The sequence below is a fragment of the Rhodococcus baikonurensis genome (assembly GCF_040489275.1).
Taxonomy (GTDB): Bacteria; Actinomycetota; Actinomycetes; order Mycobacteriales; family Mycobacteriaceae; genus Rhodococcus_F; species Rhodococcus_F baikonurensis.
In genome coordinates this window covers 135492-154931 of sequence record NZ_JBEUOQ010000012.1, presented here as the reverse complement: position 1 = coordinate 154931, position 19440 = coordinate 135492, and the positions used below count along the sequence as shown (strand labels likewise).

The following is a 19440-nucleotide window of genomic DNA, read 5'->3' as shown; positions in this document are numbered from 1 at the left end:
GATATTCTGCTGACGGCTATTCGGCGGAGAAGAGTTTCGGTCCGCCGATGTCGTGGACGTTGTCTGCCTCGTCGGCGCCGGCATCGTTGTCGTCAGGCTCGCCCCCGGTTTCGGCGCCGTCATCTGCAGAGTCGGCGACGGGTTCAGTGTCGGCGGTGCCGTAGTCGCCGTACTCGTTGCTCTCCCCCGACTCGAAGTCAAGGGTCGGCTCGTCGGCGTCGGCGCGCTTTGCCATGGTTCCGATACCTGCGTCGACGACCTTCCATCGAGCGATTGCCCGGTCTCCGTCTTTCACCTGATCGGTACCGGAGAGTGTGCACTCGACCGTGACACTCATGACGCGCTGCTCCCCGACCTTCGGTGTGTGCTCGTACAGCGACGTAGGTGATCCCGAGAAGCTGTACTTGACCATCGAATCCGACTGTCCGTCAGGGGTTCCGTTGAAGTTGTGAACTTTGCTCATGTTGTATTCCTTCTCTTGGTGGGTGTTGCGATGGCTTACTCGGCCTCGGCGAGGCCTGAATCGGCCGCTACTGGTGGGCTTGGTTTTGGGCACCCTCGAGGAACTCGGTGATCTCAAGCGCCTCGGCGTCCGTGAGATCATCGAGAGTCGTGATCGGGCGCTTGAACTCACCCGACAGATACCCCACCTGTTCGGGCTCGTCGGCCTTGCCTTCACTGACCAGTGCCGCGACGAGACGATCCCGAAGAGTCGGGGCCGTGCCCTGATCAGGTTCCGGTTTTGCGTCCAGGTTTGGGGCGGATTCCAGCTCGGACAGTCGCGACTTCCACAGCCCTTGTAGGCGTCCACGATGGTCGGCCAGGTCGAAGGCCTTGAGCTGCGCGCCGATCGCATTGAGCTCCGCGCGGTCGGCTGCCTTTTCGATGGCTGCTGCGATCTCGCCGGCCTCCTCGGCGGAGATGATCTGCAGGCCGCTGGGTAGCGGCTCGACCCGGAAAAGCTCCTTCTTGCCGCGAGTCTTGGTGAGCGGGATCGCCTTCGCTTTGTCGAGGTCCGTCATGTGACTGATTCGGATCCCGCCAACCTTGCTGGGCCCGAACGTAATTTCCGGGTCTCGGTACAGCTTGAGTCTCCGACCGACGTACGTTCCAGACTTCGGCCCCCACACCTCTAGCAGGACGCGGGTCATGCTCTTGCCTGGTCGATACGGACGATCTGGGCCGAACTCAGCGGTGACGATCTCGACGGGCTGCTCGCTGTTGCCCTTACGCACCTCAGTGATGGTGACGATCTGCGGGCCGGCAATGAGGTCGTCGGCGTTGATCTGGTCGGATCGCGGAGCTGCTGCCGCAATCAAATCGACGTCCATTAGTCGAACTCCATTTCTGTGAATACTCGCTCGGTCATCGGGAATCCGACGACCGACTGTTCGTAGAGGCGAATCATCTCGGCGGCGCTCTTCTCGAATCCTTGAACCGCCGCTTCGATGGCGTCGAACCAACGTTGATCCGGGAACACGCGGGTCACCCACAGGTGCATGCCGCCTGAGTAGCTGATGTAGTCGATCCATTCGCGGCCGGAGACGAATAGGCCGCATTGGAGTTGGGCCATGTTCTCGGCCGGCGGTTCGCCGGAAAGAACGGTTTCGACCTGCTTCTTCTGCAGGCGCGACTTGACCTCGATCAACCCGTCGTCGCCGACCAGGCCATCGGGTGAATAGCCGAGCTTGACGCCGCGGGTCTCGCGGATCATGAAACCTACTTGGCGCACTGGCACGTTGTAGTGCTCGGCGTATTTGTCGCGTGCTCTTGGCTCGTCCGCCATGCCGCGCAGCATGTCGTCGCTGATGTAGGTCGGGTCGGTCCAGCCGGTGATGCGTTCAGCCACGAGATGCGCAGTTAAGCTACGTGATTCCGGATTTGCTGCAGCCTTGAGGGTCTTCGATGTGATCAGCTTGCCGACGACAGATGCCGTGATGATTCCTCGACGCTGGTCGTGCCACTCGTCAGTGCCCTGCTCAAGGTCCGGAAGTTCGATCAGGATTGAACCAGTGTCGGTTGGTGCGGTCATGCCGCACCTCGGATGGGCCAGTCCGGGTTGATGTCAGAGACGTCCTGGCCTTTGCTCGCGAAGTGCTCAGCCAGGCTCTCCTGCTGCTCACGCCTCCAGAACTTTTGCATCTCCATCAGTTCATCCACGGTGAGTGTCGCGAGTCCTGTGCCACGTCGCTCGTCAGGGAGATCCGGGTTGCTGTTGCCGAGCACCCACGCGAGCCGGGCTGCCGCGAGGGCATCTGCATCAGCGCTGTGTGCGTTCTCCAGTTTGACTCGGTAGTGCTGGCACATCTGCGTCAGCTGTCGTTTGCCGGGACGCCACTTGTCCACAGCCTTATCCACAACGTAGGGATCAAAAATGGGGCCGTACACCAGCTTCGGATATCCGAGACGCTGTCCCTCCTGATCGATCATCGTGAAATCGAAACTGCCGTTGAACGCTGCGATGATCCGACCCTCGGCCCATACCCGCTCGAGCTCGTCGCGGATCTGCTTGTATCCATCGGCGTACGGTGCGCCCTCTGCCCGCGCCCTCTCAGTGCTGACGCCGTGAATGTTCGTGGCACCTTCAGGGATTTCGATCTCGGGATCGACCAGCCAGTTCTGCGCAGTGACCGACTTGCCGTCGATGCGTGCAAGGCACGCGGTGACGATGCGGTCCTTCGTCGGATTCGGCCCGGTAGTTTCGAGATCGAAGGCGGCCAATGGCAGTTCAGTCCAGCTGGTCACAGGAACACTCCTACGAGTACGGCGCCGATGACGATGGCGCAGGACAGAATGAGGAAGCGCGCGAAACTCAATTGCGCGCCTTGGGGGTATCGAGGGGTCATGCTCTTCTCGCTCTCGATCGGGCCGCCGCGTTACGGCGGTAGGTGTCAACAGTTGATTTGTGGCGGGCCTTGCGGCGGAACTCATCCGCCATCGGGCACGCCGCGAAATGAGAGACATAAGTCGGGAGGCCGGCGGCACGCATGCCCGCGGCCTGCCCGGGACGAATCACCACCGCTTCGGGTAACCCCTCCGACTTCGGGGTGACAGCGAGGTTGCCGTTCGGGTTCGGCTCGAACTCGACAGGCATCCGCTCCGAATTCGATGTGCGGCAGAAGAAGATCGCCGCTCCGCACGCCATGCACTTCGTCGCCTTCGGAGTGAACGTCACACCCTCACTCCCCTGGCGCGCATCACGTGCTCGGCTTTCACTTCCGCGATTCGCTCAACCCGATCCAGCCGGGCCGTGATTCGCTCGTCAGGATTCACCCAGGCCGCCAGCGCCATCAATGCTTGAGCCATCTGCCCGGGCCGTCGAGCGCACTCCACCGTCAATCGGTCATGCAGTGCGCGAGTGTCCGATTCGCGGATGTCCTCGCACACTTGGTGTGCGAAGGTCGCGACATCGTCGACGTCGGACCACAGCCCGGCTTTCTTCGTCGCCGCCATCACGACTCCTCCGGTTCGAGCAGGCCGAGCATTGACAGCAGTAGGCGGGCGTCGTCGGCGTCGTGGGAGTTCGCCGCGACGGTGCGTGCAGCCTTCGCTGACAAGGCCGCATCGGTCGGCGGCACAAACCCGAGATCAGCGTCCGAGTTGTAGTCGAACTGCCGCTCGCTGGTTCCGTTGATCTTCACAGGTCGACTCCAATCTGGTGATCTTTGACTTCGTCGTATGCGCGGTCGACTGCGCCGTCGTCGGGGTCGGACTCGATGGGGTAGGCAACCAGGTATGTCATCGATGCGTCTCGCCCGTTCGCGGAGGTGATCTCGAAATATGCTGTCGCCCAACCGCGGCTGTTCGCGCCGTTGTATCGGTCGTAGTCGACTTCTGTCCACACTCCGAATCCGTCCAACTCGTCGAGGTTCTCGACCAGGACGCCGGCCAATTCGTCAGCGTCCACGTCCGATCACCTCCACTGGCATCTCCAGATCCGACACTGCACACGGCGTCGAACCAAGCCACAGCCGACCAGGCCGGGTCTTGTCCACAACGAATACCCGGCCGCCCTTCCCGACTTCACGAATCTTTGTGCCAGCGGCGAGATGCCATATCATCCGATCGTCGTACACAACAACAGGTTCCATCAGTTCGCCCCATTCGGGATGCTGTAGTAGACGGCGACCGTGACGATCGCCGCGCACGCGTACAAGCTCAGGTATCCGAGCACTGTCATCGCTCGGCGCTTCATCGGATGGACCGCCGGAAGTCCTGCGATGCGATCTCGTCCATGAACGTCAACGACTCGAGCGAATACGTGGTGTGCGCGAATGTCGGAGCCCGAACTACTTCTCCCGCGATTTCGATCGTGATCCGCACGCGCCCATCAGGTTCGACAGTGTGAATCAACTTCACGTCGCCATCTGCGAGCATCATCATGGCCCGGTCACCTCAGCCTGCGTCTTCGGTGCAGCGTCATAAGCTGTCCCGAAATCGCAGAGATTCTCGACCATCTCGCGGAGATCTTTCACTGTGTTCGAGGCATCGAACAACGCGTCGGCGGCTTCCGCTGTCAATCCGAGTTCGCGACGCGCGAATTCAGATACATGGAACAACTCACCCGACGCCGAGCGAACAACACTGCCCGCGAACCACATCTCTCCATCGATCGGGCCGACCTGGGTCTGATCGAGGCTGTCCGCGATCCACTCAGCGCCAGCAAGATCGGCTGTCCAACCCGCGAAGCAGCGAGTAGTCCCGCACCGCCACGTCGACATATCCAGCAGGTTCGGCCACAACTCGATGTGCCCCATTACCGACCGCAACATTTCCTCGTTGACGCTCATGCTTTGACCTCGCCGTCTTCGATGACGACCCCGACCGCGCCGGACTCGTCGACCCGCTCGATCCACACCTGGAAACCGTTGGCGCCTGCCATCTCCTCGATGAGCGCCAGATTCTCCGAGTCAAGCAGCGACCCGTCAGTGATGCGGATGATCCGAACCTTCGGATTCAGTGCCATCGCCATCGCCACCGACACCCGCAGCTGCTCCGCCGCCGACGCCTGCGCGAACGGCACACCATCGAGAGTCACACCGTCTTCATCGAAACCCAGCCCAGGAACCGGGAACTCAGCCGCAGCGAGACCGGCCTCCCGCGTGTTGTCGAGATCGGCGATCCGCGTAGTGAGCGCGTCCTGCTTCTCCCGCCAATCTTCCAGCTGGTCGAGGACTTGCTGCCGCTCTTGCTTCCGACGAACACCGACATTGATCGTCTCCGCGTTGTCGATCCGCGAGCGGATGGGCTCGAGGTCTATGCGATCAGGAAGAGCAGCCAGGCGAGCCTTGGTCTCCTCGAGCTTTGCCAGCCAACGGTTCTCCTTATCGCGGAGCTCGGATATTGCGCGGTCAGTCTCGGCCAAGATGTTCCTCGCGGTGGCAATCTCATCGTTTGCGACCTCGATAGATACCTCCAGTTCACGAGCTGTATCCAGCTCGGCGACCAGCGCGGCGACAGATACCAGCTCGTCAGGCACGTCGTCACCGATCTCAGGGAACCCGTCGAGCTGACCTTTGAGCTGCTTCACCGTCCGGCCGACATCGGTGCGCTCATCGAAGGCTGACTTCCGCTGCCCTGCAAGGACAGCCGGATCGAACGGCAACTCCACCAGACCGAGCAACTCCGACTGCTGATCCTTCGCCGGCAACGAAGCAAACGCCAACGGATCGAACGACAACCGGCCGACCATCTCATCCAACATCCGCTGGGGTGAGCTGTACTTGGCGCCGTCCTTCGACTCCACCTTCAACGCGGTCTTCTCCCCCGACCACGTACGCGTCACCACAATGTCACCGAGATCCACAGTGACCCGCGCCGAGTTCTCCCCATCACGAATCGGGCGAGTCGTCGACGTACCCTTCGCCGCCGCGGCACCCGACAACGCAGCCCAGATCGCATCGATCACTGAACTCTTACCCTGCGCATTGCGGCCAGCGATCGTCACCGTTGACGAGTTCGGATCCGGGGTGATCTCCACGGCGCGAATGCGTTTGAATCGCTCGACTTCCAGCTTCACGACACGCAACCCTGTGTCGGTCCTGGTCGGTGCAGTATTCTCAGACATGTTCATTCCTTTGGGTAGGTGAATGGAGGCCGTCACGGTTGCCCCCGTGGCGGCTTCGCTTACTTCTGGTTGTCGATCCGGCGGAGACCGGGGCCGAGGATCCGAGCCAAACGCTTTAAGCCCTGCTCTGACGGCAGTCCGTACTTGACGCCGGCAGCCTCATCAAGTTCGCGGCGGGCCTCAACGCGCTCCGCAAGCGACATCGAATCCCGATTGTCAGCAAGCTCCCGCTCAGTCATCAGATTCCTTAGGGTTCTGGCCTGCTGCCGAGTCGTTCGGCATGGCCTGGCGAATCTTCATGCGGTGGGCGCAAACTGCTCGTGTTCCTCGATGTAGCGCGAGATTTCGGCATCAGAGACCTTGCGACCGCGCCCGATGTGCACGCACTTAAGCTCGCCTTCGCGCCACATCTGTCGGACTGTGGTCTCATCAACTCCGAGCAGTTCACCTGCTTGAACAGCAGTGAGTAGACGTGTCGGCTTCATGCCGGCACCTGCTGACGAAGTGTCGGACCCGTAAGCGAGGATGGCTCATCCCAGATCAGGATCTTGCTGCTCCGAGCGCCGAGTGCACCGAGTGCGTCCAGGACCTGGGGCGTCGGCCGACGCGACTTGAAGGCCGTCCTCCATGTCCGCTCAGATACGTGTGTCCGCTCCTCCATAGCGACGAAGCTTCGGAGTGCGTGAACACGCTTCACCCGCTCCATCTCATCCAGACTCAGTAGAAACATTCCGGTTTCCTCCGCTGTTTGTAAGTTACATGGAAGATATTTACCGGTTTAGTGAACGAAGTCAACAAGAATTACCGTCGATGGCGACCAAATTGACCGTAACTGCACGTCAAACTAGGGTTGACCGGAAGAAAGTTACCGGTTAGCCTCAGGATCATGAGCGAGCAGAAGACAGTTCTCGAACACTTGGCGGGCAGGCGTCTGACAGCGGTCGAGATCGGCGAGATACTCGACGTAACCGAGAAAACTGCACGTAAGCGTCTGGCCGACGGTCTCAACGCCAGCGACGTCATCTCGATTTGCCGTGCGGTAGAGGTCAACCCTGTTGACGCACTAGTTGAGCTGGGGTTCGTAACAGTCGAGGAGACAATGAATTTCGTTGACTCCGACGGGCAACTGCTCGCGACCGCCGATCAAGAAGCCCTCATCCTCGAGCTAGTCGATCGTTCACTGACGACACCACAACTCGCAGATCTTCTCGCTGCGCGATCACGACGCCCCAACGTGACAATCAGTCTCACCGAAGGAATGTCTCGAGCCGAGGTCGAAAAGCAACTCGCAAAAGCCCAAGCTCTCGGACTAATTCCCGAAGCCGACAACGTCTATCCGTTGACTTCGCTAGGTCAAGCCCACAGGGTTGCCGATGTCGATGTGCAGGCCCTGATCGAAAGCGACGAACCCTACGCTGCAAACACCAGTTCCGAGCCCCTTCCGGAAGATGACCACGGTTGGGACGCGTAATTGAAAGAACTCGAAGACCTGGCAGGCGCTAACGGCATCGCGATAGTTGAAGGCAACCTGCCAGGCAAGGAACGTGGCCGCTGGTATGCGGAACCGCGAATCATCGTCCTGCAAGCAGGAATGCCGCTCGACTACACACGCACCACCCTTGGGCATGAACTCGGACATGCGACACATAACCACGACATGTCGACACCCGACGCCCGGATTCACTACTTCCAAGAACGCCAAGCTGACGAGTACGCGGCACGACTTCTCATCTCCGAGGAGTCCTACCGGAAAGCAGAACGAATGCACGGTGCGCACTTTGCCGGCATCGCACACGAACTGAAAGTGACCGTGGAACTCATCCACGTGTGGCGAGACCTCTGGCACAGAAAGGACAAAAAATGGCACGACAACAACTGCCTCCGCAGATCAAAAAGATCGAACTCGCGAAAAAAGAACGCGGCAAGAACGCAATCAGATACCAGCTGACGGTCGACACCGGGGTCGATCCGATCACCGGCCGCCGAAAACAGTTAAGAAAGAGATTCGCCACCGAAGCTGACGCGCGTGACGAACTCGCAAGAATTCAAAACGAAGTGCAGCGTGGAACATTCGTTCACTCAATCGATCTCACAGTCGAGCAAGCCTGCGCGAACTGGCTCCTATCGCGACATGGAATTAAGCCGACGACGAAGGTCGGATACGAAGACGTCCTAAAGCCGGTCCGATCAGAACTAGGCGACGTCTCCGTTCAGAAGCTGACCCGCCTAGACATCGACAAACTCATCAAAGAACTGAGAGAGGGAAAGCTCACCCGATCGACAGGACACTCCAGAAAGAAATGGGGCCCACGAACGTGCAACCTCATGGTTGGCACCTTGTCTCAAGTTCTTGAGCAGCTCGTGAAGGAAGGCCAACTCGTCCGAAACGTAGCCGCGCTCGTCGACCACGTTCCGCAGACACGAAAACAACTCCAGACGCTGACCGCCGACGAAGTTCAAGTCGTTCTCGGCGCGATCAAGAACGATCGCCTGCGGCACGTGTGGCACCTCGCGCTATCAGGGCTTAGACGCGGCGAACTCGGAGGACTGAGATGGGCCGATGTGGACCTGGAGAATAGAACGCTCAGGATCGGACCCACTCGAGTGTCGGCCGGTGGCGAAGCCATCGACCAAGAGGACGCCAAGTCAACCGCATCGGGCCGAACCTTGCCTCTGCCTCAACCACTCGCCGACGAACTCAAAGCCGCGAAACGACAACAAGCGGCCGAAAAGCTAGCCTTCGGAGAAGGGTACGGCGACGGCGGATATGTCGCCTGCAACGAAGCCGGACAACCTCTGCACCCCGACACCCTCACCAAGCGATGGAAAGCGATCCTCGCAGATCTGGACGTCGCTCAGGTTCGGCTCCACGACGCCCGACACACTTGCGGAACCCTCATGCACCTCCAGGGAGTCCCGATCGCGGTCATCGCAGCGTGGCTTGGTCACGCCGATAGTTCGTTCACAATGCGCACCTACACGCACTCTCAGACCGACGCTCTCGCTGCGGCTGCGACGAGTTTGGGATCGCTTGTGACAATCCGTGACAACGAACCGAAATCTTCCTAGAAACGAAAAAATCCCCGACCCGCATTTCTGCAGATCAGGGACTCTTTCCAACGCTCCCCCGGCTGGACTCGAACCAGCAACCGTCCGTTAAGAAGTCGTTTTGACATAGCCGCAGGTAGATGCGTTGTCAAAACGTCACTCGGCCTGCCGTGTCTAATTCTTCGCTAGACACTAGATGACCGTCACGAGACTTCAATTCGGGGGGTAAACGGGGGTTTGGGGGGCTTTCGCGGCGCGGTTCGCCCACCGGTCGGTCTGGGGTTCAGAGCCGCTACAGGGTGGCGTCCGGATCGTTGCCCCACACTCTCGACAGTAGTGCGTCCGATGCCCGCCGTTGTGGGCAGTAACGCAACCGCAGACTTCCCAGCCGACGAGCGTTCGGTTCGGTGCGAGCAGGTGACCATTGGGACACTGCCGCGGCGCTCGCTCAATCTTCGACATATCGCAAGATTCGCACACATGTTCGAAGAATGGTAGCGTCGGTCAGGCGGGGTCGGGAGGGTAAGGGAAGACCAGCTCGGCCCCGCGTTCCTAGATCGGTGTGATCTGCAAGTACGACGTCGGTTGCATCTTCGACGATCCACCCGCATTGGCGGTATTCGTTGTCACGGACAGCACCTGGCCGTTCTTGACGTAGAAGTTCAATCCGGCCGGGAGGGTCGCGGAGTAGCTACCGAAGTCCACGCGCGTGATCTCCACCCCGTCGAGCTTGAAAATCGCAGTACCGGCACCGCTCCAGTACTCGCGGTCGATCTTGGCGGTCAGATTCACCGGACCGTCTCCCCTGACGACGAGACCGGCCGACGACGCCGTGCTGTTCGCGTCCCGGGGGGTCCACCCGACCAGGTCGGTATCTACAGTGGGGACGTTCTGCTGCGAGGCTGTCAGAGTGACCTGCTGGAGAGCTGCGATCGTGCGCCCCATTTTCGGCACCACTTCCAGCGACATCGATGCATAGCGAGACGTCGGATTGATCGTGTGGTTGTATAGCGGCTCCAGCTCCGGAATCGGGACGTTCTTGTATGCCATGGCCAGGGTCGTGAAAAAGCTCGTGTTGGAGTGCACTTCGGGCATGGGGGTCATGTCGACGCCGTAGGTCGGCGACGGCGTCAACGGCGTACCGCTGGTTCGGTACAGCGACATCATGCGGAAGAACAGCGAGCCCGGCATCGTCACACTAAGGGTGGGGGTCGGGATGAGGCTCACCGACGACGTCGAGAAGGTGCTCGACTGGTTGACGATCTTGTCGGCGCCAGGGATGACCAGGACGCGCGCGGCGATCGCGCAAGCCGAGTTAGCTGGACCCCAGGTGACCGTTGCCGCCTCGGTGCCATCCTTGACGCGTTGGTAGACATAGATGCTCGCGCGGTTGGTCGTGAATGCCGAATTGCTTGCGACCAGTTCCCAACCCGCCGGGACGCCGCTCCAGTAGTAGAGGTTCGTCTCCACGACCATGACCATGAGGTCGCCATTGGCAGCCTGTGACGAGCCCGGCACGGTGACTGCCAGCGTTGTCGCGGAGGCACCGTTAAGGTACGAGTCGACATAAGTGGACACTTGCAAGCGAGAACCGCCGGCATCGGCATTGAACCAATACATCGACATATCAGGCCCTCGTCATCGACAGAATTATCGACGCTCGCTTACCGGGCGTCGTTCCGACAGCGGTCTGCCCGAACGTCAGGACATCCCCCGCCGCGAACGCGAACGCTCCTGTCACCGAACCAGTGCGCGCTCCGGCCGCGACACTGACGCTCGCGCCGGCGACGTCGACCGCGTTTTTCTGCATCTGAATGACGGTGGCAGTACCGCCCGCTGCGTCAGCGGTTCCGAGTTGCACTTTCCAGCCTGTCACCACAACCGGGTAGGTGAACTCCCATCCGTCGGGTGCGAATCCATCGCCGATGCCGACCTTTCGAGTGTCAGACCAGAGTCCGTATCGGAGAGTGTCTTGCTTCGCAGCCGATGCCATCGTCGCGATTGTCACCGATCCAGGTGTTGGGCTACGCGTGTCGGAAGGCGCGTCAACGCCAAGTGCAAGTCGGCCGGCACCGGCATCGGCTGCTTTCATCACTGCGCGTCCGACGGCGGTCGAGTCGGTGATGTCCACGGCCTGGGTCGTGACCGCACCCTGGCGACCATTGACCGAAGAAACTGGTGACGCCGGGTAGGTGTTCTCGCGCCAACTCGCAAGCTGCGTCGGGTTCGTGCCGATAATTTGGAAGTCGCTACCGCGGTCCGTGCGCGTGCACCAGTCGCCCTTTTGACCATCGAGCTCGAGCATCGCTGCTTGTGATGCCACAGCGCCGAGGAAGTCCCGGATCGCGACGGCCGGGATCTGCGACTGAACCAGTACCCCGTTGCTATCGAGGTCAGCCTTGGTTGCGAGTTTCGCGGTTAGACCGGTGACGTCGGATTCGGGGTGACTATGGGCGGTTGGAGTGCGGGCGTTGGTCAGTCGCGAATCGCCCTCCTGCACTGATGTGTCCGCTCTTGCGAGGGAAGCCTGCACACCGGTGGAGGTCTTTCCCTTCGTCACTGCTTCGTCAGCTAGCTTCGGTGTTGTGACGGCGTTGTCAAGAACCGAGCCCGCGACTATGTCGTCGGCCGCGGCTTCTGCGCGCTGTGCCTGCAGTGTCGCATCGGTTACCGCCTGCTGCGACAGCTCCCTCTCGATTACGAACTGTGCGCCGTACTGCTCCAGTGTCTGGTCAACGAGGCCAGCTGTGTTCTCGATGCTGACCTTGACCTGCACGAGTTCGGTCTTGATCTGCTCGACATCGCCCTTCGCCGTGACGACGACGCCGCGCGCGTCAGATACGGTCTGACGGTCGGTCGCGACTGCGGATGCTGCGGACTCCACAGCCAGCCGATCCTCCGCAACCTGAGCCGCATCGGACGCAACATCTTGGATCCCCGCAGCGGTCTGGACTGCCGCGTCGGCGGCGTCCTCGGCTCGCCCTGCTGCCTCGTTCGCTTCGGTGATCGCGGGGACAGCGACGGTGATGTCTGCGCCCTGCGACATGTCGAAGACCAGGTTGTCCCCGGAGAGGGTGATGCCGTCGACGTTTCTACCCGGCGGACCCGGAACGGTCGAATCCTTGCCCGGAGGACCCTCAAGCGGAACGAGGACTCCCCCGCTGGGAGTCGATTCCGTTCCAAGATCGATGCGTTCACCGTCACTGCCTACGAGAATCACTGCGCATTCACCTTCTTCACCTGCCCGGTCTGGAGTTCCTGCTCGGTGGTGGGCGTGGTTGTTGTGTCCTTGAGCATGAGCCAGTACTTTGTGCGCGGTTTGACGGTCGCCACAATCTCGGACTCGATCTTCAAATGTGCGACGTGCCCGGTGATCTCGAATCCCCATCGGATTTGCGCTGGACCGGGATCACCGATCAGGAAATACAGCTCAAGACCTGCGGGGAACTCTGAGTCGTCGTCGAATCGGTACCAGTAGACGAAGTCGCCGACAGTCGGCAGGTTCAGAGCTCCGGTGGGAGTTGGCCGTCGGATATCCGGCATCAGTTCACCTCCGGAATCATTGCGTAGAAGTCTCGAATGATCTGAGCTGTATCGGGATCGATGTTTGCGGATGCGCTCGTGATCGGAATCTCCAGATCAGCGAGTCGCTGAAGAATCTCGGCCGACGTGACGCCGAGTTCCTGCGCAAGCGCATAGACCCGAATCGGCGTCGACTGCGGCGAATCCTGTTCTGGAACGTCCTGTGTCGCCACGGTTTCTGGCTCCGGTTCAGGCTCGATGATCTCCGGCGGAACGATCTCGTAGCCCCCGGCTGTAGTCAGAGCCCACATGCATGCGTCGTCGAGAGATACGGCATGTTGAAGGATGCAAGAACCCGGAAGCGGATTCATCAGGAGCGCGGTACCGTGCTCGGTTCCTCCAAAGACCTCAATACGTGGGCCACCGAACTCGGTGAAACAAACGATCACATGGTCGAAGGTTCGGCCGTTCGAGGGATCACGAAGTGGCGGCGTCACACGGAATGCTCTTGCAGGACCGGCGAATCCGCCGCAATCAATAACTGGTGTCGCTGTGTTCACGCTGTCTCCTTCAAGTATTCGACGACGACGATCCGTCCGTCTGCGCCGGAACCGCCTGCGGCTCCGACCGCGGATTGGTATCCACCGCCACCCCCGCCACTCGGGTATCCGCCGTTCTTTCCGGCCGGGCTCGCCGCCGTTCCGCCGCCGCCGCCGGTGCCAGACGCGAGATAGGACCACCACGCCGTCACGACGTTCGCGTTGCGACCAACTGCACCGGCCGCAACACCGGGGTTGTTCCAGCCGGAACCACCGCCCGCCTGGTTCCCCGAGCCGCCACCACCACCGCCCGAGATTTGGCGTACCGGTGTCGAATCGGACAACTCCCCTGGGCCTCCGTTACTGCCACCGTTGCCGCCGCGACTGCCAGGAGAGATCGACCCCGAGCCGCCGACGCGGTTCCCTGAGAGAAGACCTCCGCCGCCGCCACCTGGCACGGTTGCGATGTCGCCGAACTGAGTGACCCCGCCGTCCTCCCCTGGGTTGAACGAACCGTTGGCCGACGCCGCCTGCGCGGCGCCTTGTCCACCGATCCCGATCGTCACCACCACGTGGTCATCGACTTTCTTGCGCTGCTGAGAGAGGAGTTGGATCACCGAGCCGCCTCCGCCCCCAGGACCGGGGATTCGGCTACTGGCAGAGGTGTGTGATGTTCCCGAACCGCCTCCGCCACCGGCTGCAAACATGTAGAGGTCGAATGCGAAGGTGTCCGGGTGCCAGGTGTGCACACCGGAAGTCGTGTAAACGGTTTCGATGCACTTGGTCATGAGGCGTGCTCGATGATCCAGATGCAGCCGTTGCCGCCGTTGCCGCCGCGGCCCCATGATTCGGCACCGTTGCCGCCGCAACCGCCGCCACCGCCGCCGGCGGGGAAGCCTCCGTGACCAGCGGTGCCGCCCCAGTTGCCGTTCTGCCCCCAGCCGCCCCCGCCCCCGGTGGCAAGAAGCTCCGAAGGGTTGGAGCCGTTGGGGCTTCCTTGCCGGCCTCCTGGGGATACGCCGCCGTTGCCGCCATTGGTACCGACGGAATATTGGTTGTTCCCTTTGTCTCCGCCAGCGCCGCCGCCTCCACCCCCGCCGTGCATGTCGTATGGCGAGACACTGCCGCCGCCCGGAGTTTGTGGGTAAGTAACCGAGCTGCTTTCTCCAGTGGATTCAATCCGATACGTCCGGCCACCGTCGCCGCCGGGAATCATCCCGAAACCACCAGGAGGTGGGATCGTGCTCTGGGCGTAACTTCCGCCGTTGCCGCCTCCGACGACGATGTCGAGGATTTGGGTGTTTCCGCCGCCTTGTCCGGCGCCCCGAGTCTCTTGTGCGCCAGTTCCTCCGGCGCCGATGATGATCGGGATTGCCTTGGCGTTGCCTTGACTGTCGAAGAGGACGCTGCCAGGAATGACGAAGTGGTTTTCGCCGCCGCCGCCACCACCGGAAGCACCACCTGCGCCGAGGATGAGGTCCCAGCGTCCGGCTCCTCCCCCTGCGCCAGCGCCGAGCATGATGACTTCAGCGCGGATGGTGCCTGGACTCGCGTAATAGGTGTTGTTGGAGGTGAATACGCGACTGTTACCCCAGATGGTTAGCTGGCCGAGTTCAGCCCTGAGTTCTTCGATCTGCTGGGTGTGGTCATTCACGATCGCCAATTGCTCGGACAAGGAGCGCCCGGAGGTCTTGAACTTGTTCTGCGCGTTGTTGAACGAAGTTCGCACTCCGCCCGACATTTGAGCTTTAGCGTCGGCTTCGGTCATCAACTGCCACGAACGGAACTGACCGATTCCGATCGCACCTTCGGGTTGCGCCCGATCAGGACTGGTCATCGTCGATCACCCTGGGCGCGATTTCCAGATCCGCTGGTGGCCGAGGGGATTCGATACCGCGGTCGGCAAGGGCGTTTCGGAGTTGAGCGATGTACGTTCGAGCCGCCAACTGCCACCGGTCCATGTGATCGATGACGGCATTGCGTTCCTCGACCTTTCTTTCGAGTGCGGCGACGCGAGCCGCCAAGGTGGCAATGTTGTCTTGGGGTGCGCGCTTCCACGCCGTCACGGCGCCCGCGACTGCGGTGCCGAATGCGACGATCAGCGCGAGGATGACACCCAAGGACTCTGCGCTCACTCACCCACCTCCTGGTGCACTCGAGTCATTCCGAAGTGGATTGCAGCGACGCCGATTCCGATGAGCCCGGTGACGATCGGTGCTGGTGGTTCTGATTGCAGAGAGCCGAGGAGGATCAGGACGCCGTAGAACATCCAGCCGAAGATGCCAATGACGTGGGCGTGAACTGCGTAGCGTCCGAGAACCGCGGCGCAGACAAGCGCTGCACCTGTGACGACGAAGATGATCGGCCAGACCGGGCCGAAGCCCTCCACCACCTGGACCAGTGATGTCTGGTTCGGTGGTAGAGGGCGACGAACCCACTCTGTTGGTCCCCAGTAGACGATTCCGACGAGGATCGCCACCAGGCCCATGATCAGTGACACGATTCGTGCCCCTGACATGCCGGTCACCGCTCTTTCGGCGTTGTCGCCAACGGTGGGAAGTACTGCTTGAGAAGTGCATCGATTTCGGGTCGCGCGAGAAATCTGGTGATGGCCATGATGATCGGGAGGGCTGCGATTGCAGCACCGCCTTGTGCCTCTGCGGAGGCGTCCGATAGCGCCGCTGCGACATACGGAAGAATCGCGATGAGGAACGCGACAACGGTGCGGAGAGTCGCACGCCAGGGGTAGCGGGACTGTGTAGACAGTTCGGGTGCTGAGTGCTGTCCCATCAGGCGCTCCTCACGATCTTGATCGCTCCGGACGGATGCCAGACCAAGGAGCCGTGCTCGAAGTCCTGACGCCGGCCACCTTCATGGTCGTATTCGTCCGATGTCGGCCATCCGAGTTGTGTGGGCTGGCCGTTGACGTCGCGGACGCCGCCTTCTTCGATCCATCGGCGGCCGATGACGCCGTGGCAGACGTAGCCGGGGGTGCCGTAGCGGCGGGCGATCGTGCCACCCTGGAAGCTCTGCAGGTCGCCTTCGTTCTCGTATACGACGTGGAACCGCTGTGGGTAGCCCAGGAATTCGATCTCCCAACCTCGCGCTGCCCATACCTCGTAGACCAGCTTCGGCACCGGTACCGCACCGGTGTCGGGGTGCCAGTAGATCGAGCCGTTCTCGAAGTCCGCGTATCGGCCGACTCCGTCCTTGCACTTGCGTTCTCCGTCGTGGAGGCGATTGCCGAGCCAGTCGGAAAAGAACCGGACACGGTCGATCTGGTTTTCGATGACCGGCACGTCAGGCTTGACGCCGTTCAGTTCCGCGATCACGTTGCCGACGTCCGCGCGGAACTTATCCATGTCCATCCCGCCCGGATCCCACTTGCCTTGGACCTTCGCCCATTCCTTGTGACCGATCGTGCGAGACGACGGATGCCCGAGCTTGCGGAGAATCGCCGCATTGATGCGGACGTACGCCCAATACTGTTCGGATGACCAGCCTTCGGTACCACTATTCTCGGCCTCGATGCCGATCGTGACCTGGTTTGCTGCGTTCTGGGTGATGCCGGGCCAGGAACCCGCTCCTGCGTGGTAGGCGATGCCGACACCGCAGATGGTTGCGATGCCCTTGCGGGACAAATGAATCTGGGATGCGAGGCCGAGGGTGGGGTGTTTCGCGATTGCGCCGGGGCCGGGGTTACTTCCGACTGGTGCGCCGGTGTGATGGTCGACGATCCCCCAGATTTTGTAGAAATCGCCCTGCCCTCGATCAAGGGCGCCGGGATAGAGGCTGACACTCACTCCCGCATCCCGAATGACCTGTTCGAGAAATACGGGATCGCCCGTCCATTCCATGGCTGTCTCCTAACGTGGTTGGGCCAGAAGGCCGTACAACTTGAATGCGGTACTGCGATCGATCGCCGCGTTGACGGATTTGACGTCGCTCCCGATTTCCTTGAGGGCTTTGAGCGCGGTCTTGTTCGACACCCCGCACTGCTTCGCGACTTCACGGACGCGGATACGGAGGTCCTCGGCGGGCACAGACTTCGGGTCGGACTTCGATTCCGCCTTCGGTTTCTCCGGCGCGTTCGGACCGCGAAGGATGTCGGGGATGTCCTGTCCGACAGTGGGGTCGATCCCGGGGATCTCACCGGACGCGATGAGCTGCCGAACGAGCTCTTTTCGGATGGAGTCGGGAAGTCTGGAGATGTCGACGTCGATCGGTGGTTCTTTCGCGGTGCCGACCGGCTTCCACGTGCCTGCCGAGAACATCGAGTTGACGTCGCCGGTTCGTGGCGGGTGGTACTCGATGGTGGGGTCTGCGACCAGGCGCGCGCCGCCGTCGTAAAGGCGGCGCGACACCTGACGCAGATACGACACCGGGAATGGGAGTGGCGCACCCTTCATCCCGGGCAGTCCGACGAGGAGATGCAAGAACATCTCTTCCGGATCGTCCAGATTTGAGTTGTCCCGCAACGGGAACTCGTCGACTGACATGTGAGTCTCCTTGGTTCAGAAATTGACGCCGAGGTCGTGTATTGCCGCCTTGATGTCTTCGATCAGTTCCATGGCGCGCTGCCCTGGGTCCTGCAGCGCACGGTTGTCGCCGATGACCGGCATCCATTCGGGATTCGCGTCGCGGTCCCAGGCCAGCGAGAGCCTGCACACCCGATCGACGTACACCTCCCCGGTGAAGTCACCAGGGATCGTTGCCCCGATTCGATCACCGAGGAAGAAGTGACCGAGTCCGTTGTCCCCGACGAGGAACGGAGCCGCATCAGAGATGGCCAGTTCGTGCGTGAACCACGTCTTGGTCGCGTAGAAGCCGGCACGGAGCACCAGGAGCGAGCTGAGTGTGTACGCCTTGTCAGCGCCGTCCTGGAAGTACTCGAAGTACCGTGACCACCCCGAATTGTTTTTGCGCTGAGGTGAATCGACGGACATCCACGCCAAGATGGTGTCCGTGTAGAGCGGTTTGAGCACCGCGTCAGCAGCACCGCCGAGAGGCGGCACGCCGGGGATCATCGCTGTGAGATCCCCGAGCATCTGGATAGTCGCGGAAAGCAATTCGTTGACGATTGAGATCGTCTAGCCCCACCCGAATCAACGAGTGGGGCTAGACGACCCCCGGCATCGAGTGTCCGCCCGCGTTTACCTGAACCGCTGTAGAAGGTGAGTACGTGAAAGTCGACGAGCGTATGCCGGTCTCTTCGCCCTCGCGGTAAATCACGTAGGGCATCGACACGTGTGTCGACTTGTAGCCGGGCATGAAGTAGTCGCCGGGCACGTCGGCATCGACGATCAGGTCGAGTGTCGAGTCGATGAAGTCGTCGGCGAACTTCGCGACTGCGCGCGTGAGACCGGAGTAGAGGTTGCCGCCGTTGGACGTTCCGGTGTAGTAACCGGACTTGTCGACGATGTCGATGACGAGTGCACCATGGCGGAGGTTCGCTCCTGGCCAAGGCAGCGGGTCGCCTTCGAGGTATCGACGCACGACGACGGTCAGTTCGGCGTCCTCGAGGGGGCGCTTCGCCATGTCGTGCCAGGTCTTCCACCGCGACGAGACGATCGCCCACAAGGTGCCTGCGTTGAGGTCGTCCATGAAGCTGGTGGGTTTGACGACGACATTCCAGTTGGACATGTCGAGCCCGGAACCCCACGAGGCGATATTCAAGGGATCGTCGGAAAGTGCCCACGCTGAACGATTTTCACGCTTGATCTGAAGGAACAGACTGAGCTTCAGCGCCCAAATCGCAGGCCCGGCAAGCATAAATACACGCGGAAACTGCAGTGCGGCAGGCAGATTCGGATTCGACCAAACCTGATACCACTTGAGGTTCTCGTAGTCGTGCATCCACCGCACGACAAGGACGACGGTACCGTCCTCGCGTTTCTGGACCGAGAAGTCCTGCATGCGGCCGGACCAGCGCGCACCGTCCTTGTCGACGGTGATGTGGATGTTTCGCTTCTCGCCGCGCGCCATCCGCGCTTTGACGTCCCAGATCCACATTGCTGCTTCGGAGTCGAACGGGATCTCGGTGGATCCGGTTCCCGAGTCGTTGTTGATCCACTCGAAGTTCGCCGAGTACTCGCATGCGACGACGTGCTGGAGTTTGTAGTCGCCGTCCCAGAGCCGCAGCAGTGGCGGTTCGAGGCGACATTGCGTCTCTTCCCGTTCCTGTTCCGTTGTCGCGGCCCAGATCGCGTTGCACTGTGCGAGAAGGTCCTCGTCGATCAGGGGAGCTGTCATCGGCGCACCTCC

General features: G+C 61.2%; 29 protein-coding genes. 3 read left to right on the top strand and 26 right to left on the bottom strand.

Annotated features, from left to right (window positions below; genetic code table 11):
• Window positions 1-16: 16 nt before the first annotated feature.
• From ABWI03_RS25085 to ABWI03_RS25025, 13 genes are all read right to left on the bottom strand, one after another.
• Window positions 17-463, bottom strand: a complete 447-nt coding sequence (locus ABWI03_RS25085; RefSeq protein ID WP_353798954.1) for a DUF7171 family protein — start codon at window positions 461-463, stop codon at window positions 17-19.
• Between the two features lie 67 nt (window positions 464-530).
• Complete coding sequence (locus ABWI03_RS25080; protein ID WP_353798953.1) at window positions 531-1331, bottom strand: hypothetical protein; 801 nt, start codon at window positions 1329-1331, stop codon at window positions 531-533.
• Window positions 1331-2032, bottom strand: coding sequence for a lambda exonuclease family protein (locus ABWI03_RS25075; protein WP_353798952.1), 702 nt, complete (start codon window positions 2030-2032; stop codon window positions 1331-1333). Before ABWI03_RS25075 ends, ABWI03_RS25080 begins: the two co-directional genes overlap by 1 nt.
• Entirely contained in the window at window positions 2029-2745 is a 717-nt protein-coding gene (locus tag ABWI03_RS25070; protein ID WP_353798951.1) for an exonuclease domain-containing protein, read from the bottom strand. The genes ABWI03_RS25075 and ABWI03_RS25070 overlap by 4 nt, the downstream gene beginning before the upstream one ends.
• Window positions 2746-2842: 97 nt before the next feature.
• Window positions 2843-3175 (bottom strand): hypothetical protein, encoded by a 333-nt coding sequence (locus ABWI03_RS25065; RefSeq protein WP_296552580.1) that lies wholly within the window; start codon window positions 3173-3175, stop codon window positions 2843-2845.
• The gene (locus ABWI03_RS25060) at window positions 3172-3453 is read right to left on the bottom strand and encodes a hypothetical protein (RefSeq protein WP_054780947.1); all 282 of its coding nucleotides are present in this window, start codon (window positions 3451-3453) and stop codon (window positions 3172-3174) included. Before ABWI03_RS25060 ends, ABWI03_RS25065 begins: the two co-directional genes overlap by 4 nt.
• On the bottom strand, window positions 3453-3641 hold the full coding sequence (locus ABWI03_RS25055; RefSeq protein WP_353798950.1) for a hypothetical protein: 189 nt from the start codon (window positions 3639-3641) through the stop codon (window positions 3453-3455). Before ABWI03_RS25055 ends, ABWI03_RS25060 begins: the two co-directional genes overlap by 1 nt.
• Window positions 3638-3907 (bottom strand): hypothetical protein, encoded by a 270-nt coding sequence (locus ABWI03_RS25050; RefSeq protein WP_353798949.1) that lies wholly within the window; start codon window positions 3905-3907, stop codon window positions 3638-3640. Before ABWI03_RS25050 ends, ABWI03_RS25055 begins: the two co-directional genes overlap by 4 nt.
• 284 nt (window positions 3908-4191) lie before the next feature.
• The gene (locus ABWI03_RS25045) at window positions 4192-4383 is read right to left on the bottom strand and encodes a hypothetical protein (protein ID WP_296552577.1); all 192 of its coding nucleotides are present in this window, start codon (window positions 4381-4383) and stop codon (window positions 4192-4194) included.
• Entirely contained in the window at window positions 4380-4790 is a 411-nt protein-coding gene (locus ABWI03_RS25040) for a hypothetical protein (protein ID WP_353798948.1), read from the bottom strand. The genes ABWI03_RS25045 and ABWI03_RS25040 overlap by 4 nt, the downstream gene beginning before the upstream one ends.
• Window positions 4787-6067, bottom strand: a complete 1281-nt coding sequence (locus tag ABWI03_RS25035) for an ATP-binding protein (RefSeq protein ID WP_353798947.1) — start codon at window positions 6065-6067, stop codon at window positions 4787-4789. The genes ABWI03_RS25040 and ABWI03_RS25035 overlap by 4 nt, the downstream gene beginning before the upstream one ends.
• 59 nt (window positions 6068-6126) lie before the next feature.
• Window positions 6127-6306, bottom strand: a complete 180-nt coding sequence (locus ABWI03_RS25030; protein WP_065899242.1) for a hypothetical protein — start codon at window positions 6304-6306, stop codon at window positions 6127-6129.
• 57 nt (window positions 6307-6363) lie between these two features.
• The gene (locus tag ABWI03_RS25025) at window positions 6364-6552 is read right to left on the bottom strand and encodes a helix-turn-helix domain-containing protein (protein WP_353798946.1); all 189 of its coding nucleotides are present in this window, start codon (window positions 6550-6552) and stop codon (window positions 6364-6366) included.
• A 401-nt stretch (window positions 6553-6953) separates the two neighbouring features.
• Between ABWI03_RS25025 and ABWI03_RS25020 the strand changes: the two genes are divergently transcribed.
• Genes ABWI03_RS25020 through ABWI03_RS25010 form a run of 3 tightly spaced genes read left to right on the top strand, consistent with a single transcriptional unit; the run spans window position 6954 to window position 9136 of the window.
• Window positions 6954-7538, top strand: coding sequence for a hypothetical protein (locus tag ABWI03_RS25020; protein WP_353798945.1), 585 nt, complete (start codon window positions 6954-6956; stop codon window positions 7536-7538).
• Window positions 7539-8015: an ImmA/IrrE family metallo-endopeptidase gene (locus ABWI03_RS25015; protein WP_353798944.1), complete on the top strand. Its 477-nt coding sequence runs from the start codon at window positions 7539-7541 to the stop codon at window positions 8013-8015.
• Entirely contained in the window at window positions 7928-9136 is a 1209-nt protein-coding gene (locus ABWI03_RS25010; RefSeq protein WP_353798943.1) for a site-specific integrase, read from the top strand. The genes ABWI03_RS25015 and ABWI03_RS25010 overlap by 88 nt, the downstream gene beginning before the upstream one ends.
• Window positions 9137-9667: 531 nt before the next feature.
• On the opposite strand, the gene ABWI03_RS25005 is transcribed toward ABWI03_RS25010, so the two are convergent.
• From ABWI03_RS25005 to ABWI03_RS24945, 13 genes are read right to left on the bottom strand one after another with little or no spacing between them, the layout of a single operon-like run.
• Entirely contained in the window at window positions 9668-10741 is a 1074-nt protein-coding gene (locus ABWI03_RS25005; protein ID WP_353798942.1) for a hypothetical protein, read from the bottom strand.
• A 1-nt stretch (window position 10742) separates the two neighbouring features.
• A complete protein-coding gene (locus tag ABWI03_RS25000) occupies window positions 10743-12335 on the bottom strand; it encodes a hypothetical protein (RefSeq protein WP_353798941.1) in 1593 nt (530 codons plus the stop codon).
• On the bottom strand, window positions 12332-12658 hold the full coding sequence (locus ABWI03_RS24995; protein WP_351648283.1) for an LtfC-like domain-containing protein: 327 nt from the start codon (window positions 12656-12658) through the stop codon (window positions 12332-12334). The genes ABWI03_RS25000 and ABWI03_RS24995 overlap by 4 nt, the downstream gene beginning before the upstream one ends.
• Window positions 12658-13197: a translation initiation factor IF-2 N-terminal domain-containing protein gene (locus ABWI03_RS24990; RefSeq protein ID WP_353798940.1), complete on the bottom strand. Its 540-nt coding sequence runs from the start codon at window positions 13195-13197 to the stop codon at window positions 12658-12660. Before ABWI03_RS24990 ends, ABWI03_RS24995 begins: the two co-directional genes overlap by 1 nt.
• Window positions 13194-13964 (bottom strand): glycine-rich domain-containing protein, encoded by a 771-nt coding sequence (locus tag ABWI03_RS24985; protein WP_353798939.1) that lies wholly within the window; start codon window positions 13962-13964, stop codon window positions 13194-13196. Before ABWI03_RS24985 ends, ABWI03_RS24990 begins: the two co-directional genes overlap by 4 nt.
• On the bottom strand, window positions 13961-15013 hold the full coding sequence (locus ABWI03_RS24980; RefSeq protein WP_353798938.1) for a glycine-rich domain-containing protein: 1053 nt from the start codon (window positions 15011-15013) through the stop codon (window positions 13961-13963). Before ABWI03_RS24980 ends, ABWI03_RS24985 begins: the two co-directional genes overlap by 4 nt.
• On the bottom strand, window positions 15000-15311 hold the full coding sequence (locus tag ABWI03_RS24975) for a hypothetical protein (protein WP_116103046.1): 312 nt from the start codon (window positions 15309-15311) through the stop codon (window positions 15000-15002). The genes ABWI03_RS24980 and ABWI03_RS24975 overlap by 14 nt, the downstream gene beginning before the upstream one ends.
• Window positions 15308-15694, bottom strand: a complete 387-nt coding sequence (locus tag ABWI03_RS24970) for a hypothetical protein (RefSeq protein ID WP_147307776.1) — start codon at window positions 15692-15694, stop codon at window positions 15308-15310. Before ABWI03_RS24970 ends, ABWI03_RS24975 begins: the two co-directional genes overlap by 4 nt.
• A gap of 5 nt (window positions 15695-15699) precedes the next feature.
• The gene (locus tag ABWI03_RS24965; protein WP_353798937.1) at window positions 15700-15966 is read right to left on the bottom strand and encodes a hypothetical protein; all 267 of its coding nucleotides are present in this window, start codon (window positions 15964-15966) and stop codon (window positions 15700-15702) included.
• Window positions 15966-17033 (bottom strand): N-acetylmuramoyl-L-alanine amidase, encoded by a 1068-nt coding sequence (locus ABWI03_RS24960; RefSeq protein WP_353798936.1) that lies wholly within the window; start codon window positions 17031-17033, stop codon window positions 15966-15968. The genes ABWI03_RS24965 and ABWI03_RS24960 overlap by 1 nt, the downstream gene beginning before the upstream one ends.
• Window positions 17034-17042: 9 nt before the next feature.
• Complete coding sequence (locus tag ABWI03_RS24955; RefSeq protein WP_234551538.1) at window positions 17043-17675, bottom strand: translation initiation factor IF-2 N-terminal domain-containing protein; 633 nt, start codon at window positions 17673-17675, stop codon at window positions 17043-17045.
• A gap of 15 nt (window positions 17676-17690) precedes the next feature.
• A complete protein-coding gene (locus tag ABWI03_RS24950) occupies window positions 17691-18245 on the bottom strand; it encodes a Gp37-like protein (protein ID WP_128636527.1) in 555 nt (184 codons plus the stop codon).
• Window positions 18246-18294: 49 nt separating this feature from the next.
• Complete coding sequence (locus ABWI03_RS24945; RefSeq protein ID WP_353798935.1) at window positions 18295-19428, bottom strand: Gp37-like protein; 1134 nt, start codon at window positions 19426-19428, stop codon at window positions 18295-18297.
• Window positions 19429-19440: the final 12 nt, after the last annotated feature.

Coding starts and splice junctions, on each gene's coding strand:
- ABWI03_RS25085 (WP_353798954.1), bottom strand. CDS start 463: ATGAGCAAAGTTCACAACTTCAACGGAACCCCTGACGGACAGTCGGAT.
- ABWI03_RS25080 (WP_353798953.1), bottom strand. CDS start 1,331: ATGGACGTCGATTTGATTGCGGCAGCAGCTCCGCGATCCGACCAGATC.
- ABWI03_RS25075 (WP_353798952.1), bottom strand. CDS start 2,032: ATGACCGCACCAACCGACACTGGTTCAATCCTGATCGAACTTCCGGAC.
- ABWI03_RS25060 (WP_054780947.1), bottom strand. CDS start 3,453: ATGGCGGCGACGAAGAAAGCCGGGCTGTGGTCCGACGTCGACGATGTC.
- ABWI03_RS25045 (WP_296552577.1), bottom strand. CDS start 4,383: ATGATGATGCTCGCAGATGGCGACGTGAAGTTGATTCACACTGTCGAA.
- ABWI03_RS25040 (WP_353798948.1), bottom strand. CDS start 4,790: ATGAGCGTCAACGAGGAAATGTTGCGGTCGGTAATGGGGCACATCGAG.
- ABWI03_RS25035 (WP_353798947.1), bottom strand. CDS start 6,067: ATGTCTGAGAATACTGCACCGACCAGGACCGACACAGGGTTGCGTGTC.
- ABWI03_RS25030 (WP_065899242.1), bottom strand. CDS start 6,306: ATGACTGAGCGGGAGCTTGCTGACAATCGGGATTCGATGTCGCTTGCG.
- ABWI03_RS25025 (WP_353798946.1), bottom strand. CDS start 6,552: ATGAAGCCGACACGTCTACTCACTGCTGTTCAAGCAGGTGAACTGCTC.
- ABWI03_RS25020 (WP_353798945.1), top strand. CDS start 6,954: ATGAGCGAGCAGAAGACAGTTCTCGAACACTTGGCGGGCAGGCGTCTG.
- ABWI03_RS25010 (WP_353798943.1), top strand. CDS start 7,928: ATGGCACGACAACAACTGCCTCCGCAGATCAAAAAGATCGAACTCGCG.
- ABWI03_RS25005 (WP_353798942.1), bottom strand. CDS start 10,741: ATGTCGATGTATTGGTTCAATGCCGATGCCGGCGGTTCTCGCTTGCAA.
- ABWI03_RS24995 (WP_351648283.1), bottom strand. CDS start 12,658: ATGCCGGATATCCGACGGCCAACTCCCACCGGAGCTCTGAACCTGCCG.
- ABWI03_RS24985 (WP_353798939.1), bottom strand. CDS start 13,964: ATGACCAAGTGCATCGAAACCGTTTACACGACTTCCGGTGTGCACACC.
- ABWI03_RS24980 (WP_353798938.1), bottom strand. CDS start 15,013: ATGACCAGTCCTGATCGGGCGCAACCCGAAGGTGCGATCGGAATCGGT.
- ABWI03_RS24970 (WP_147307776.1), bottom strand. CDS start 15,694: ATGTCAGGGGCACGAATCGTGTCACTGATCATGGGCCTGGTGGCGATC.
- ABWI03_RS24965 (WP_353798937.1), bottom strand. CDS start 15,966: ATGGGACAGCACTCAGCACCCGAACTGTCTACACAGTCCCGCTACCCC.
- ABWI03_RS24960 (WP_353798936.1), bottom strand. CDS start 17,033: ATGGAATGGACGGGCGATCCCGTATTTCTCGAACAGGTCATTCGGGAT.
- ABWI03_RS24955 (WP_234551538.1), bottom strand. CDS start 17,675: ATGTCAGTCGACGAGTTCCCGTTGCGGGACAACTCAAATCTGGACGAT.
- ABWI03_RS24945 (WP_353798935.1), bottom strand. CDS start 19,428: ATGACAGCTCCCCTGATCGACGAGGACCTTCTCGCACAGTGCAACGCG.